Genomic DNA, 14,561 nt, shown 5'->3' with positions numbered 1-14,561 from the left:
CCTGATCAGGCGTAGACGGTCGGCACGACAGGCTCGCCACGACCCAGCCGTAGTGCCTGGTCGGGTAGCTCGGCCACGGCCGCGGCCCGGTGGAGGCGCGCGCGAGCGACACCCTCCGGCCCGGTGTGCCGGGCGTCGATCTCGCCGGCCGTGACGAGCGGGACGTGCAGCGACCGTTCACCGGACGCCGTCTCCGACGACCCGACGCGGATGAGTTCGCGGGTGGCGACCCCGTCCACGATGACGCGCACGGGGGACTTCCGTCCACCCACGGAGGCCTTGTCGGCCGACTTCTTCGCCACGGAGACCCACTCGCCGTCGTCGCCGCGACGGGCGACCAGTTTGAAGACCATGCCGGCGGCCGGGTGGCCCGATCCCGAGACGACCGAGGTGCCGACGCCGAACGAGTCGACCGGGGCCGCGCGCAGGGCGGCGATCGTGTACTCGTCCAGGTCGTTCGTGACGGTGATCTTCGCCGCCGTCGCGCCGAGCTCGTCGAGCTGAGTGCGGACCTGGCCCACCAGCGACGGCAGGTCGCCGCTGTCGATGCGCACGGCCCCGAGCGACGGCCCGGCGACCCGGACGGCCGTGGCCACGGCTTCGGGGATGTCGTAGGTGTCGACGAGCAGGGTGGTGCCCGGCCCCAAGGTGTCGACCTGGGCGCGGAAGGCGTCCTCCTCGGTGTCGTGCAACAGGGTGAACGCGTGGGCGGCGGTGCCCATCGTCGGGACGCCCCACGACCGGCCGGCCTCGAGGTTGCTCGTGGCACCGAAGCCCGCGATGTAGGCGGCCCGGGCCGCGGCCACGGCGCTGCGTTCGCCCGTCCGCCGTGAGCCCATCTCGGCGAGCGGGCGACCGTCTGCGGCCGAGACCATGCGCGCCGCCGCGCTGGCCACGGCCGAGTCGTAGTTGAAGACGCTCAGCGCCAGGGTCTCGAGCAGCACGGCCTCGGCGAACGTCGACTGGATGACCAGCAGCGGCGACCCCGGCAGGTAGACCTCGCCCTCGGCGTAACCCCAGATGTCGCCCGAGAACCGGTAGTCGGCCAGCCAGTCGGCGGTCGTCGCGTCCACGACCCCCGCCTCGCGCAGCCAGGCCACCTCGTCGTCGCCGAAACGGAAGTCGGCGAGCAGCTCGAGGAACCGACCGGTGCCCGCGACGATGCCGTAGCGCCGCCCCTCGGGCAGGCGTCGCGCGAACACCTCGAACACGCTGTCGCGGTGGGCCGTGCCCGCCTTGAGGGCGGCCTCCACCATGGTGAGCTCATACCGGTCGGTCAACAGCGCGCTGGTCACCCCGCCAGCCTAGGCTCGCCCGGTCGTCGAGGGGGTCGCGGCTCGCGCCGGGTAGGCTTCGTGGTCGTGACGGACGCACCCATCGGAGTCTTCGACAGCGGCGTCGGCGGGCTGACCGTGTCGAGGGCGATCATCGACCAGCTGCCCCACGAGTCGATCCGGTACGTCGGCGACACGGCCCATTCGCCGTACGGGCCGAAGCCGATCGCCCAGGTGCGCGGCTACGCCCTCGCCGTGATGGACGACCTCGTCGCCCAGGGCGTCAAGTTGCTGGTCATCGCCTGCAACACCGCCTCGTCCGCGGTGCTGCGCGACGCCCGGGAGCGGTACACGATCGGCGCGGGCATCCCCGTCGTCGAGGTGATCCAGCCCGCCGTGCGCGCGGCGGTGCAGCAGACGCGCAACGGCCGCATCGGCGTCATCGGCACCGAGGGCACGATCAACTCGCGTGCCTACGAGGACGCGTTCGCGGCGGCCGCGGGTCTCGAGCTGATCACGCAGGCCTGTCCCCGCTTCGTCGAGTTCGTCGAGGCGGGCGACACGTCGAGCCCCGAGCTGCGGGCAGTCGCCGAGGGGTACCTCGCCCCGCTGCGCGACGCCGGCATCGACACCCTCGTCCTGGGCTGCACGCACTACCCCCTCATGTCGGCCGCCGTCCAGTACGTCGTGGGCCCCGACGTCCGTCTCGTGTCCAGCGCGGAAGAGACGGCAGCCGACGTCTACCGCACCCTCGTCCAGCACGGGCTCGAGCGCACCGACCGGGGCGAGCCGCACCACGAGTTCGAGGCGACCGGGCCCGACGAGAAGTCGTTCCTGCGCCTGGCCCGCCGGTTCCTGGGTCCCGAGGTCTCGCGCGTCGGGCACCTCGAGACGGGGGCGATCGAGTTGCCCCCGGGCCGCCGCACCGTCGAGCGGACCTGACCCGCGCCTCCTGCGCCCGTGGGGTCGACGACCCCGCCCGCCACCGTCCATCCCCAGCCGAGAGAAGGCACCATGACCGACACCACGAGCACGACCGTCCGCGCCGACGGGCGCAGCACGACCGACCTGCGCCCCGTCACGATCGAGACCGGGTGGAGCGCCCACGCCGAGGGCAGCGCCCTCATCACCTTCGGTGGCACGAAGGTGCTCTGCACGGCGTCCTTCACGAACGGCGTGCCCCGCTGGCTGACCGGCAAGGGCAAGGGCTGGGTCACGGCCGAGTACGCGATGCTGCCCCGGGCCACCAACTCGCGCAACGACCGCGAGAGCGTCAAGGGCAAGATCGGCGGTCGCACGCACGAGATCTCGCGCCTGATCGGCCGCAGCCTCCGCGCCGTGGTCGACACCAAGGCCCTCGGAGAGAACACGATCGTCCTCGACTGCGACGTCCTGCAGGCGGACGGCGGCACCCGCACCGCCGCCATCACGGGTGCCTACGTCGCCCTCGCCCAGGCGATCGAGTGGGGGCGCGAGAAGAAGTTCGTCGGGCAGAAGGCCACGCCCCTGACCGACAGCGTCTCCGCCGTCTCGGTGGGCATCATCGACGGCGAGCCGATGCTCGACCTCGCCTACGTCGAGGACGTCCGGGCCGAGACCGACATGAACGTCGTCGTCACGGGCAGCGGATCGTTCGTCGAGGTGCAGGGCACGGCCGAGGGCGCGCCGTTCGACCGTCGCGAGCTCGACTCGTTGCTCGACCTCGCCGTCGCCGGCGCCGTCGACCTGAGCCGCTTCCAGCGCGAGGCCCTCGGCCGATGACCCGTGTCGTCATCGCCACGCACAACCAGGGCAAGGTGGCCGAGCTCCGGCTGCTGCTCGCCGAGACGGCGCCGGGCGTCGAGCTGGTCGCCTACGACGGCCCCGAGCCGGTCGAGGACGGCGACAGCTTCGCGGCCAACGCCCTGATCAAGGCGCGTGCGGCAGCACGTCACACCGGGCTGCCCGCCCTCGCCGACGACAGCGGGATCTCGGCGGCGGCCCTGGGCGGGGCTCCCGGCATCCACTCGGCGCGCTACGCCGGCACTCGCGACGCGGACGACAACATCGACAAGCTGCTGACCGAGCTCGCCGGTGCCGACGACCGCTCGGCCTGGTTCTCGTGCGCCGCCGCCCTCGTCGTGCCGCCGGCAGTCGGCGCCGAGGGGCCCGACGGGCCGCCCGAGGCGAGCACGTGGGTCGAGCACGTCGAGTACGGCGAATGGCACGGCGAGGTGCTGGAGGCGCGGGTCGGCTCGAACGGGCACGGTTACGACCCCGTGTTCCGCCCCGAAGGCGAGAGCCGCAGCTCGGCCGAGCTCACCGCGGACGAGAAGAACGCCGTGAGCCATCGCTCCCGGGCGTTCCGGGCGATCGCGCCCCGGGTGGCCGCGCTCGCGGACTGAGCCGCGCGCGCCTCCTCGGGGCCCTCGGCCATCGGCCGACGGGCGACTGGGTGCCCGCGGTGGTCAGGCGTCGTGCGGCGCGGACGACACCTGCGGCGTCTCGACCTCGCCCGAGGCCTCGGCTTTCTTGGCCTGGTGCACCCCGTGGAAGTAGTGGATCGCGATGGGGATCACCGTCGCCAGCACGGCCCCGAGCAGGATGAGGTCGATGTACGAGCTGACGAAGTCCGCGACGGGCGGGATGTGCCCGATGCCGAAGCCCGCCAACGTGATGCCCATGCCCCAGACGACGGCGCCGACGGCGTTGAACAGCGAGTACCGCCGGTAGCTCATGTGGCCGACTCCGGCCATGATCGGCGCGAAGGTGCGGATCACCGGGACGAACCGGGCGATGATGACGGCCATCGGGCCGAACCGCTCGAAGAAGGCGTTCGTGCGGTTGACGTTCGCGACGCTGAACAGCCCGCTCTCCTTCCGCTCGAAGATGCGGGGGCCGACCTTGTGGCCGATGAGGTAGCCGAGCTCGCCGCCGGCGAACGCGGCGATGCTGATGAAGATCGCGATCAGCCAGATCGGCAGGCCGAGGGCGCCGGGGTTCGTCGCGGCGAGGATGCCCGTGATGATCAACAGCGTGTCACCCGGGAACAGGAAGCCGATCAGCAGGCCCGTCTCGGCGAAGACGAGCAGGCAGACGCCGAGCACGGCCCACGGTCCGAAGGACGTGAGCAGGTACTCGGGGTTCAACCAGGGGATGGAGACGAGGGGCAGCATCGGGTGTTCTCCGGTCGTGGTGGCCGGCCTGCCGGTCTCGCTCAGGGTACCCGTGCGGGTGGAGGGACGTGAACCCTGGCGGGAGGGAGCACGTCGAAGTCGTCATCTGTGCGGGAGAAGGGACGTGAACCCTGGCGGGAGGGGGCACGTCGTCACGGCGCTCTGTGTGCGGGAGAAGGGACTTGAACCCTCACGCTCGAAAGCACAGGAACCTAAATCCTGCGTGTCTGCCAATTCCACCACTCCCGCGGCAGCACCGAGTGTACCGACGGCGACCCTCGGCGGGAACGGGGACGAGGAGGCGCTAGCGCTGCGAGCGCGGCACGTGCGGTGAGTAGCGGGGCACGTAGCGCACGAGGATCGCCGCACCCACGAGGCCGAGGACGCCCATCACCCCGCTGGCGAGCGAGATCGACACGACCGCGGTCACCCCGGAGATGAGCAGGGGCGCCGCAGCGCTGCCCGCGTCGCCGGTGAAGCGCCAGGCGCCGAGGAAGGGGGCGGGGTCGCCTTTGTCGGCCAGGTCGGCACCGAGCGTCATGAGGATCCCGCTGCCGACGCCGTTGGCCAGGGACATCAGGATCGCGACGGCGACGAACCATCCGACCCTCGCGTCGAGGTCGTGCGTGACCGACAGGGCGAGGTACGAGAGTCCGAGGCCCACCATGCAGGGGACGGCGCTCCAGAGGCGCCCGAAGCGGTCCATGATCTGTCCGCTCGTGTAGAAGAGCGCGAAGTCCACGGCGCCGGCGATGCCGATGATGATCGCGGTCTCGGACGCCCCGAGGCCGATGCTGACGGCCCAGAGGGGCAGCATGACCTGGCGACCGGAACGCATGGCGCCGATCAGGGCCGCCCCGCTGCCGAGCTTCAGCAGCACGCCTCGATGACGCCAGAGGGTCGCGAAGAGGCCGTGTGCCTCCCGGGCGACGAGGTCGGCGCCGTCCTCCGTGCCGCTGCCGGGCCGGACGCCGAAAGCAGCCGACGGGTCGCGCAGGACGAGCAGCGCGATCGCCGCGCCCAGGCAGCCGACGATGTGGACGACGAACGCCGATTGCACGGACCCGGTCAACTCGATGACCCCGGCCGAGAGGAACGGGCCGACGAAGTAGCCGAGTCGGAAGACTCCGCCGAGGCTCGAGAGCGCCCTGGCGCGGATCTCGACGGGCACGAAGCTGGTCATGAAGGCGTGCCGTGCGAGGGCGAAGACCGCGGTCGCGAGGCCGATCACCAGCACGCCGACGGCGAGGACGATCTCGTTCGGCGCCAGCAGACAGGTGACGAGTCCGCCGATGCTCACGAGCGAGGCACCGATCATCGCGGTGCGCTCGCCGATGCGGCTGACGAGCCATCCGCTCGGGATGTCGCCGATCAGCTCGCCGACGAGGATGAGCGCGGCGACGAAGCCGGCGAAGGGGAGCGAGGCACCGAGCTCGCTCGCCACGACGGGGATGATCGGGATGATGGCCCCCTCGCCGATGGCGAAGAGCGCCGCGGGCAGGAACGCCGCGAAGGCCACCGACCGCATGCTGAAGGCGGGGGAGGAGGAAGACATGTCGCTCGCCACCCTAGGCCCGCTGCGTACACTTGTCGGATGAAGGTCTTGGCAGCGATGAGTGGTGGAGTCGACTCGGCGGTGGCCGCGGCGAGGGCGGTCGAGGCGGGCCACGACGTGGTGGGCGTGCACCTGGCGCTCAGCCGGATGCCGGGGACGCTCCGCACGGGCAGCCGTGGCTGCTGCACCATCGAGGACTCGATGGACGCCCAGCGCGCCGCCAACAAGATCGGCATCCCCTACTACGTGTGGGACTTCTCCGAGCGCTTCAAGCTCGACGTCGTCGACGACTTCGTCGCCGAGTACACCGCAGGCCGCACGCCCAACCCCTGCATGCGCTGCAACGAGCGCATCAAGTTCGCCGCCCTGCTCGAGAAGGCGCTCGCGCTCGGCTTCGACGCGGTCTGCACGGGTCACTACGCGACCATCGTCACCGACGACCGGGGCAACCGAGAGCTGCACCGCGCCTCCGCCTGGGCGAAGGACCAGTCGTACGTGCTGGGCGTGCTCACCGCCGAGCAGCTCGCGCACTCGATGTTCCCGCTCGGGGCGACGCCCTCCAAGGCCGAGGTGCGGGCCGAGGCCGCCGAGCGCGGCTTCAGCGTGGCGTCCAAGCCCGACAGCCACGACATCTGCTTCATCCCCGACGGCGACACCCGCGGGTGGCTCGCCGAGCGGGTCGGTGCCGAGACGGGTGAGATCCTCGATCGCAGCGGTGCCGTGGTCGGGTCGCACGAAGGGGCGCACGCCTTCACGGTCGGCCAGCGGAAGGGCCTCAACATCGGCTTCCCGTCCGACGACGGGAAGCCGCGCTTCGTGCTCGAGGTGCGACCGGTCGACAACACGGTCGTCGTCGGACCGAAGGAGGCCCTCGACATCGCCGAGATCGCCGGCGGCTCGTACACCTGGGCCGGGCTCGCCCCGGTCGACCCGACGGTCGCGTTCGACTGCGACGTGCAGATCCGTGCCCACGCCGACCCCGTACCCGCGGTCGCGCGGGTGTCGGAGGTCGAGGGTAAGAAAGAACTCGTGATCACACCTCGCGAACCCCTCAACGGCGTCGCCCCCGGGCAGACCGCCGTCGTCTACGTCGGCACCCGCGTCCTCGGTCAGTGCACGATCGACCGCACGGTCAGCGCCGTGCCCGTGCCCGCAGTCGTCACCGTCTGAGGCGACCACGATGAGCGAGACCGGCGACGACGCCTCCGCCTCCGGGCCCGCGGTCGAGACCGACGGCGTCCCCGACGACCTGTCCCAGGCGCGAGACGAGGCCGAACGTCTGACGACCCGCATCCTCGAGCTGCGTGACCAGTACTACGAGGGCAACGGCTCGACCGTCTCCGACGCCGACTACGACGGCCTCGTGCGACGCCTCGACTCCCTCGAGCGGGCTCACCCCGAGCTGCAGAAGCCCGACAGCCCCACGCAGACGGTCGGTGGCCGGGCCGAGACCACGCAGTTCGCCCCGGTCGAGCACGCCGAGCGCATGCTCAGCCTCGACAACGTGTTCAGCGACGACGAGCTCGCCGAGTGGGCGGGCAAGGTCCAGCGCGACGCCGGGACCGAACGCGTGCGGTTCCTCACCGAACTGAAGATCGACGGCCTGGCGATCAACCTGCGGTACGAGGACGGCGTGCTCGTCACCGCCGCCACCCGTGGCGACGGCGTCGTCGGCGAGGACGTGACCGGCAACGTGCTCGCCATGGGCACGATCCCCGAACGGCTCGAGGGCACCGGCCACCCGCCGCTGGTCGAGGTGCGAGGCGAGATCTTCTTCCCGGTCAGCGAGTTCGACGAACTCAACGCCCAGCAGCGCGAGGCGGGAGAACGCGTCTTCGCGAACCCCCGCAACGCCGCCGCCGGCTCGCTGCGTCAGAAAGAAGAGGGCAAGAGCCCCGAGAAGCGCGAGTTGATGCACGCACGCCTGCGCCGCCTGCGGATGCTCGTGCACGGCATCGGCGCGTGGCCGGTCCGCGAACTCGAGCGGGCGACCGAGGTCCGGTCGCAATCCGAGGTCTACGACCTGCTGGGTGGGTGGGGCCTGCCCATCTCGACCCACTACCGCGTCTTCGACACCGTCGACGAGGTCGAGGCCTTCATCCACGACTACGGGGTGCGGCGCTCGTCGGTCGAGCACCAGATCGACGGCATCGTCGTCAAGGTCGACGACCTCGCCCTGCACGAAGAGCTCGGGGCCACGAGCCGGGCTCCCCGGTGGGCGACGGCGTTCAAGTACCCGCCCGAAGAGGTCAACACGACGCTGCTCGACATCGTCGTCAGCGTCGGACGCACGGGCCGAGCGACGCCGTTCGCCGTCATGGACAAGGTCGAGGTCGCCGGCAGCGAGGTGCGCCAGGCGACCCTGCACAACCAGCAGGTCGTCAAGGCGAAGGGCGTGCTGATCGGCGACACCGTCGTGCTGCGCAAGGCGGGCGACGTCATCCCCGAGGTGCTCGGCCCGGTCATCGAGCTGCGCGACGGCACCGAACGCGAGTTCGTCATGCCCGTCGACTGCCCCGAGTGCGGCACCCCGCTCAAGCCCGCCAAAGAGGGCGACATCGACCTGCGCTGTCCCAACGCCGAGAGCTGCCCTGCCCAGGTCCGCGGACGCGTCGAGCACATCGCGTCCCGCGGCTCGCTCGACGTCGAAGGCCTCGGCGAGGTCGCGGCGGCCGCGCTGACGCAGCCCGTCGAGCCGGCCACGCCGCCCCTGCGCACCGAGGCCGGCCTCTTCAGCCTGACGATGGCCGACATCTTCCCCGTACGGGTCGTCGTCCGCGACACCGAGACCGGCATGCAGAAGCTCGAGGCCGACGGGCAGCCGAAACTCGTCACCCCGTTCCGCCGGAAGCGCGCCAAGCGCGACGGCGCCTTCGACCCCTCGGCCACCGAGTTCTCGGGTGACGAGACCTCGGTGCCGTCCAAGACGGCGATCGAGATGCTCGCGAACCTCGAGAAGGCGAAGACCAGCCCGCTGTGGCGGTTCCTGGTCGGTCTGAGCATCCGACACGTCGGGCCGGTCGCGGCCCGGGCGCTGGCCAACCACTTCGGCTCGCTCGACGCCATCCGAGCCGCCTCGCGGGACGAGCTCGCGGCCGTCGACGGCGTGGGCGGCATCATCGCCGATGCGCTGCTCGCCTGGTTCGACGTCGACTGGCACGTCGAGATCATCGATCGGTGGACGGCGGCGGGAGTGCAGTTCGCCACACCCGGTCATCCCGGACCGGGTGCCGCCGAGGCGGCGGGTGGCGTGCTCTCGGGCGTGACGGTCGTGGCGACCGGGAGCCTCGAGGGGTTCACGCGCGAGGGCGCACTCGAGGCCATCGTCGAGGCCGGCGGCAAGGCGGCGAGCAGCGTCAGCAAGAAGACGGACTTCGTCGCGGCCGGACCCGGCGCCGGATCGAAGTTGACGAAGGCCGAGCAACTCGGGGTACGGATCATCGACGCGGAGCAATTCGCTGTCCTCCTTAAGGAGGGCCCGGCGGCTCTCGTTGTCCCCCAGGTGGGGGACGAGGAGGCGCCGGAATCATGATTTCCCTGGTCAGGGGCACTTTCGTTTCCTAGGATGTGAGGACGTGTCGCTCTCCAGCAGTAGGGAGCCGGGGTACAGGCACGTGACTAGGGGGAAGACCCGACGTGCTGTTCCTCGCTGCAGCAATGCTTTCTGCCTCGGTGCACCTCGCCGGGGTGGCCGACGCTCCGACCGTGCCGTCGGCGACCGACGTGACGCTCGACCGCCCGGCCACCGGGCCACTCGTCGGGGCGTCGCCGGGCAACGTCCCGGGGGTCGCACCGGTACGGGACGGTCGTGCCGTGCCCGAGCTCGACGGCTGCCGGGAGGTCGAGGCGACCGCCTTCTCGGCCGAGGCCTGCCTCGACCAGCTGGCCCGTGCCTCCTCGGCCGGGGTCGAGCGCTTCGCCGACACCCTCGACGCCGACGGTGACGACGCGACGGCGCTGACGGCGGCGCTCGGTGAGCAGGTCGCACCCGAGGTCACGGCCGCCTGGTGGTCCGGGCTGGGCGACGGTCGGCAGGCGGTCCTCGCGCGCAGCGTGCCGGGCGTCGTCGGCAACCTCGAGGGCGTCCCGTACTCGGTGCGCGACACCGCCAACCGGCAGCTCCTGCGGTACGCGACGGTCGCCGTCTCGCAGCGGATCGGTTCGGACGACGAGGAGCCGGGTGACGCCCGTCGTCTGGCCATGCTCCAGCAGGTGCGGGCGACGCTCGACGGGGCGACGAACGACGTCCCCTTCGCCGGGGCGGCCGACCGACACCTCGTGGCGCTCGATACGGTCCTGCCCGGACGCGCGGCCGTCACCGTCGGCGACCTCGACACCGCCGACGACGTCAGCGTGCTCGTCCCCGGCATGCTGTTCACGGTGTCGGACCAGCTCGTGGACTGGACCAACACCGCCGGCGCCCTCCACGACGAGCAGGCCACCTGGGCGACGTTGCTGGGCCGCGGTGGCCCCGGCCCCGTGCCGACCGTCGCCGTCGTGGCCTGGATGGGCTACCAGACGCCCGACCTGACCAACTTCTACGACCTCGGCCTCGCTCGGCAGGGTGCGTCCCACCTCGTGGACGCGCTCGACGGGCTCGACGCGGCCCGGGCGGACGACGAGCCGCGGGTGTCGGTCATGGCGCACTCGTACGGCTCGACGACGGCGACGATCGCCCTGTCGTCCGGACGCGTGTCGGTCGACTCGCTGGTGCTGCTCGGATCGCCCGGCAGCGTCGTCTCCGACGCCGGGGAGCTCGCGGTCCGCGGTCACGACGTGTACGCCGCCGCCGGCAGCTTCGATCCCGTGGCAGGGAGCGGCTTCTTCGGGGCCGACCCGGCGACGGGCGCCTTCGGCGCCGTCGTGCTGCACCTGAGCGGTGGAGCCGACGCGGTGACGGGACACGCCCTGGCCTCCGCCCTCGGCCACAACGACTACTTCCGGGCCGGCACCGAGTCGATGCGCAGCCTGGCCCTCATCGGGCTCGGGCACGGCGCACTCGTCGACGGTCGCACCGGCCAACCGGGCGAGGGCGGTCCGGAGGCGCCCGCCCTCACGCTCGTGCGGCCGCAGGACGTCTACTTCCGCGACTGAGGGTCCGACGCCGCGACCCACCACGACCCCGCGCGTCGGTGCCGCCCCGTAGAATCGTGCGGTACCGCCGCCGCGGTACCCCCGCACGACCACGTGAGAGAGAAGCATGTCCGAAATCACGCGCGAGCAGGTGCAGCACCTCGCCGGTCTCGCCCGCATCGCCCTCACCGAGGCCGAGATCGACACGATGACCGCGGAACTCGGCCACATCGTCGACAGCGTCGCCAAGGTCCGAGAGGTCGCGACCGACGACGTCCCGGCGACCAGCCACCCGATCCCGCTCGAGAACGTGTTCCGGCCCGACGTCGTGGGCCAGACGCTCACGGCCGAGCAGGCCCTGTCCGGCGCCCCCGACCACGACGGCTCGCGCTTCCGGGTGAGCGCGATCCTGGGAGAAGAGCAGTAGCCATGACCGACACCACCTCGCTCGTCCACCTGTCCGCCGCCGAGCTGTCGACCCGCCTCGCCGCCGGCGACGTGTCGTCGGTCGACGTCACGCGCGCCCACCTCGACCGCATCGAGGCGGTCGACGGGGACGTCCACGCCTTCCTGCACGTCAGCACGGCCGCACTCGACACGGCGGCCGACGTCGACCGCCGCCGCGCCGCGGGCGAGGCCCTCGGCCCGCTCGCCGGCGTCCCGATCGCCATCAAGGACGTCCTCTGCACGATCGACATGCCGTCGACCTCCGGCAGCAAGATCCTCGAGGGTTGGGTGCCGCCGTACGACGCCACCGTCGTCGCCAAGCTGCGCGCGGCCGACCTCGTCCCCCTCGGCAAGACCAACATGGACGAGTTCGCGATGGGCTCGTCGACCGAGTTCTCGGCCTACGGACCCACGCACAACCCCTGGTCGCTCGACCGCATCCCCGGTGGCTCGGGTGGCGGCTCTGCGGCCGCCGTCGCCGCCTTCGAGGCGCCCCTCGCCCTGGGCAGCGACACCGGCGGGTCCATCCGCCAGCCCGGTGCCGTCACCGGCACCGTCGGGGTCAAGCCGACCTACGGGTCGGTCAGCCGCTACGGCGCGATCGCCCTGGCCAGCTCGCTCGACCAGGTCGGCCCGGTCAGTCGCACGGTGCTCGACAGTGCCATGCTGCACGACGTCATCACCGGGCACGACCCCCGCGACTCCACCTCGCTGCGCGACGCCTGGCCCTCGTTCACCGAGGCGGCCCGCACCGGTCTCGCCGGCGGGGCCCTGCAGGGCGTCCGCATCGGAGTCGTCCGCGAGCTGAACGGCGAGGGCTTCCAGGCCGGCGTCAAGGCCCGCTTCGCCGAGGCCCTCGACCTCATGAGCGCGGCCGGTGCCGAGATCGTCGAGATCTCGGCCCCGAGCTTCGAGCACGCGATCAGCGCCTACTACCTGATCCTGCCGGCCGAGGCGTCGAGCAACCTCGCCAAGTTCGACTCGGTGCGCTTCGGCCTGCGGGTCGTCCCCGAGGGAGGCGGCACCGTCGAGGACGTCATGGCCGCCACCCGCGAGGCCGGCTTCGGCCCCGAGGTGAAGCGCCGCATCATCCTCGGCACCTACGCGCTGAGCGCGGGCTACTACGACGCCTACTACGGCAGCGCGCAGAAGGTGCGCACCCTCGTGCAGCGCGACTTCGCGGCGGCGTTCGACCAGGTCGACGTCCTCGTCTCGCCGTCGGCGCCCACCACGGCGTTCCGGCTCGGCGAGAAGATCGACGATCCGCTGGCCATGTACCTCAACGACATCACGACGATCCCGGCCAACCTGGCCGGCATCCCCGGCATCACGGTGCCGATGGGCCTGGCCGCCGAGGACGGGCTGCCGACGGGGTTGCAGTTCATGGCCCCCGCGCGCGGCGACGCCCGCCTCTACACCTACGGTGCCGCCCTCGAGCAGCTGCTCGAGCAGGGCTGGGGCCACACGCTCATCTCGCGCGCGCCCGACCTGAGCGCGACCGAGCAGACCGCCGCCACCGAGGGAGTCATCTGATGGCCAAGGCAGACCTGATGGACTACGAGAAGGCCCTCGAGCAGTTCGAGGTCGTCCTCGGCTTCGAGGTCCACGTCGAGCTCGCGACCAAGACCAAGATGTTCTCGGACGCCCCGAACTTCTTCGGTGGCGAGCCCAACACGAACGTCACCCCGGTCGACCTGGGTCTGCCCGGGTCGCTGCCGGTGGTCAACGAGCAGGCCGTGCGCTACTCGATCAGCCTCGGCTTGGCCCTGGGCTGCTCGATCGCCGAGAGCTCGCGCTTCGCCCGCAAGAACTACTTCTACCCCGACAACCCCAAGAACTACCAGGTCAGCCAGTTCGACGAACCCATCGCGTTCGAGGGCGAGGTCGAGGTCGAGCTGCCGGACGGGACCGTCTTCGCGATCCCGATCGAGCGCGCCCACATGGAAGAGGACGCCGGCAAGCTGACGCACGTCGGCGGGTCGACCGGTCGCATCCAGGGCGCCGAGTACTCCCTCGTCGACTACAACCGCGCCGGGATCCCGCTCGTCGAGATCGTCACCAAGCCGATCATCGGCGCGGGCGCCAAGGGCCCCGAGCTGGGTGCGGCCTACGTGTCGACCATCCGTGACATCGTGCGGGCCCTCGGCGTCAGCGAGGCCCGCATGGAGCGCGGCAACCTGCGCTGCGACGCGAACGTCTCCCTGCGTCCGCACGGGCAGGAGAAGCTCGGCACCCGCACCGAGACCAAGAACGTCAACTCGTTCCGTTCGGTCGAGCGCGCGGTCCGCTACGAGATCCAGCGTCAGGCCGCGATCCTCGCCGCGGGCGGCACCATCACGCAAGAGACGCGCCACTGGCACGAAGACACCGGTCGCACCTCGGCGGGCCGCCCCAAGAGCGACGCCGACGACTACCGGTACTTCCCCGAGCCCGACCTGCTGCCCGTCGTCCCTCCTCGCGAGCTCGTCGAAGAACTGCGTCTGGCCCTTCCCGAGGCGCCGGTCGCCCAGCGTCGCCGGCTCAAGTCCGAGTGGGGGTTCGCCGACCTCGAGTTCCAGGACGTCGTGAACTCCGGCCTGCTCACCGAGCTCGTCGAGACCGTCGCCGCGGGTGCCTCACCCCAGGCCGCACGCAAGTGGTGGACCGGCGAGATCGCCCGCCTCGCCAACGCGCAGGGTGTCGAGGCCTCGAGCCTCGTGTCGCCCCTGCACGTCAGCGAACTCATCGCGCTCGTCGAGAGCGGCGAGCTGACCGACCGACTGGCCCGTCAGGTGCTCGAGGGCGTCGTCGCCGGCGAGGGCAGCCCGTCCGAGGTCGTCGAGGCCCGCGGGCTGAAGGTCGTCTCGGACGACGGCGCGCTCATCGCCGCCATCGACGAGGCCCTGGCCGGTCAGCCCGACGTGCTGGCGAAGATCCGCGACGGCAAGGTCCAGGCCGCCGGTGCCGTCATCGGCGCCGTCATGAAGGCCATGAAGGGGCAGGCGGACGCCGCGCGCGTCCGCGAGCTGGTGCTCGAGCGGGCGCAGGCCTGATCGACGTGACCACGGCCGCGGCAGG

Annotated in this window: 12 protein-coding genes and 1 tRNA gene; 9 read left to right on the top strand and 4 right to left on the bottom strand. The window is 71.6% G+C overall.

Annotated elements, in window-relative coordinates; translation table 11 throughout:
* Positions 1 to 5: 5 nt before the first annotated feature.
* Positions 6 to 1,256 carry a nicotinate phosphoribosyltransferase gene (locus tag ARTHRO9V_RS10705; protein WP_207114073.1) on the bottom strand — a complete coding sequence of 417 codons (1,251 nt, stop codon included), beginning with the start codon at positions 1,254 to 1,256 and terminating at the stop codon, positions 6 to 8.
* A gap of 105 nt (positions 1,257 to 1,361) precedes the next feature.
* On the opposite strand from ARTHRO9V_RS10705, the gene murI reads away from it, so the two are divergent.
* From murI to ARTHRO9V_RS10690, 3 genes are all read left to right on the top strand, one after another.
* Positions 1,362 to 2,216: a glutamate racemase gene (murI, locus tag ARTHRO9V_RS10700; protein WP_056049161.1), complete on the top strand. Its 855-nt coding sequence runs from the start codon at positions 1,362 to 1,364 to the stop codon at positions 2,214 to 2,216.
* 72 nt (positions 2,217 to 2,288) lie between these two features.
* Complete coding sequence (rph, locus tag ARTHRO9V_RS10695) at positions 2,289 to 3,035, top strand: ribonuclease PH (RefSeq protein WP_043595412.1); 747 nt, start codon at positions 2,289 to 2,291, stop codon at positions 3,033 to 3,035.
* Positions 3,032 to 3,658 carry a non-canonical purine NTP pyrophosphatase gene (locus ARTHRO9V_RS10690; protein WP_159827042.1) on the top strand — a complete coding sequence of 209 codons (627 nt, stop codon included), beginning with the start codon at positions 3,032 to 3,034 and terminating at the stop codon, positions 3,656 to 3,658. The genes rph and ARTHRO9V_RS10690 overlap by 4 nt, the downstream gene beginning before the upstream one ends.
* A 63-nt stretch (positions 3,659 to 3,721) precedes the next feature.
* On the opposite strand, the gene ARTHRO9V_RS10685 is transcribed toward ARTHRO9V_RS10690, so the two are convergent.
* The 3 genes from ARTHRO9V_RS10685 to ARTHRO9V_RS10675 all read right to left on the bottom strand — a co-directional run bounded on the left by ARTHRO9V_RS10685 (position 3,722) and on the right by ARTHRO9V_RS10675 (position 5,984).
* On the bottom strand, positions 3,722 to 4,429 hold the full coding sequence (locus tag ARTHRO9V_RS10685; RefSeq protein ID WP_056048583.1) for a DedA family protein: 708 nt from the start codon (positions 4,427 to 4,429) through the stop codon (positions 3,722 to 3,724).
* 167 nt (positions 4,430 to 4,596) lie between these two features.
* Positions 4,597 to 4,678 (bottom strand) — tRNA-Leu (locus ARTHRO9V_RS10680).
* Positions 4,679 to 4,733: 55 nt separating this feature from the next.
* Positions 4,734 to 5,984, bottom strand: a complete 1,251-nt coding sequence (locus ARTHRO9V_RS10675; protein ID WP_159827039.1) for an MFS transporter — start codon at positions 5,982 to 5,984, stop codon at positions 4,734 to 4,736.
* 39 nt (positions 5,985 to 6,023) lie between these two features.
* On the opposite strand from ARTHRO9V_RS10675, the gene mnmA reads away from it, so the two are divergent.
* From mnmA to gatB, 6 genes are all read left to right on the top strand, one after another.
* Positions 6,024 to 7,154 (top strand): tRNA 2-thiouridine(34) synthase MnmA, encoded by a 1,131-nt coding sequence (mnmA, locus tag ARTHRO9V_RS10670; protein ID WP_123571527.1) that lies wholly within the window; start codon positions 6,024 to 6,026, stop codon positions 7,152 to 7,154.
* A gap of 10 nt (positions 7,155 to 7,164) precedes the next feature.
* On the top strand, positions 7,165 to 9,516 hold the full coding sequence (gene ligA, locus ARTHRO9V_RS10665) for an NAD-dependent DNA ligase LigA (protein WP_159827036.1): 2,352 nt from the start codon (positions 7,165 to 7,167) through the stop codon (positions 9,514 to 9,516).
* A 125-nt stretch (positions 9,517 to 9,641) separates the two neighbouring features.
* Complete coding sequence (locus ARTHRO9V_RS10660; RefSeq protein WP_159827034.1) at positions 9,642 to 11,078, top strand: alpha/beta hydrolase; 1,437 nt, start codon at positions 9,642 to 9,644, stop codon at positions 11,076 to 11,078.
* Positions 11,079 to 11,184: 106 nt separating this feature from the next.
* Complete coding sequence (gene gatC, locus ARTHRO9V_RS10655; protein ID WP_159827032.1) at positions 11,185 to 11,484, top strand: Asp-tRNA(Asn)/Glu-tRNA(Gln) amidotransferase subunit GatC; 300 nt, start codon at positions 11,185 to 11,187, stop codon at positions 11,482 to 11,484.
* 2 nt (positions 11,485 to 11,486) lie between these two features.
* A complete protein-coding gene (gene gatA / locus ARTHRO9V_RS10650; protein ID WP_159827029.1) occupies positions 11,487 to 13,037 on the top strand; it encodes an Asp-tRNA(Asn)/Glu-tRNA(Gln) amidotransferase subunit GatA in 1,551 nt (516 codons plus the stop codon).
* Positions 13,037 to 14,536 (top strand): Asp-tRNA(Asn)/Glu-tRNA(Gln) amidotransferase subunit GatB, encoded by a 1,500-nt coding sequence (gene gatB / locus ARTHRO9V_RS10645; RefSeq protein WP_056048565.1) that lies wholly within the window; start codon positions 13,037 to 13,039, stop codon positions 14,534 to 14,536. Before gatA ends, gatB begins: the two co-directional genes overlap by 1 nt.
* The last annotated feature ends 25 nt before the right edge of the window (positions 14,537 to 14,561 follow it).

Origin of the sequence: Frigoribacterium sp. 9N, from assembly GCF_902506305.1 — a bacterium.
In the GTDB taxonomy this organism is placed as follows: domain Bacteria; phylum Actinomycetota; class Actinomycetes; order Actinomycetales; family Microbacteriaceae; genus Frigoribacterium.
The sequence above is the reverse complement of the archived record's forward strand: the minus strand, read 5'-3'. Positions and strand labels throughout refer to the sequence as shown.

What these genes read in the sequence shown, in the direction of transcription:
- ARTHRO9V_RS10705 (WP_207114073.1), bottom strand. Translation starts at nt 1,256, where the DNA reads ATGGTGGAGGCCGCCCTCAAGGCGGGCACGGCCCACCGCGACAGCGTG.
- rph (WP_043595412.1), top strand. Translation starts at nt 2,289, where the DNA reads ATGACCGACACCACGAGCACGACCGTCCGCGCCGACGGGCGCAGCACG.
- ARTHRO9V_RS10690 (WP_159827042.1), top strand. Translation starts at nt 3,032, where the DNA reads ATGACCCGTGTCGTCATCGCCACGCACAACCAGGGCAAGGTGGCCGAG.
- ARTHRO9V_RS10685 (WP_056048583.1), bottom strand. Translation starts at nt 4,429, where the DNA reads ATGCTGCCCCTCGTCTCCATCCCCTGGTTGAACCCCGAGTACCTGCTC.
- ARTHRO9V_RS10675 (WP_159827039.1), bottom strand. Translation starts at nt 5,984, where the DNA reads ATGTCTTCCTCCTCCCCCGCCTTCAGCATGCGGTCGGTGGCCTTCGCG.
- mnmA (WP_123571527.1), top strand. Translation starts at nt 6,024, where the DNA reads ATGAAGGTCTTGGCAGCGATGAGTGGTGGAGTCGACTCGGCGGTGGCC.
- ligA (WP_159827036.1), top strand. Translation starts at nt 7,165, where the DNA reads ATGAGCGAGACCGGCGACGACGCCTCCGCCTCCGGGCCCGCGGTCGAG.
- ARTHRO9V_RS10660 (WP_159827034.1), top strand. Translation starts at nt 9,642, where the DNA reads ATGCTTTCTGCCTCGGTGCACCTCGCCGGGGTGGCCGACGCTCCGACC.
- gatC (WP_159827032.1), top strand. Translation starts at nt 11,185, where the DNA reads ATGTCCGAAATCACGCGCGAGCAGGTGCAGCACCTCGCCGGTCTCGCC.
- gatA (WP_159827029.1), top strand. Translation starts at nt 11,487, where the DNA reads ATGACCGACACCACCTCGCTCGTCCACCTGTCCGCCGCCGAGCTGTCG.
- gatB (WP_056048565.1), top strand. Translation starts at nt 13,037, where the DNA reads ATGGCCAAGGCAGACCTGATGGACTACGAGAAGGCCCTCGAGCAGTTC.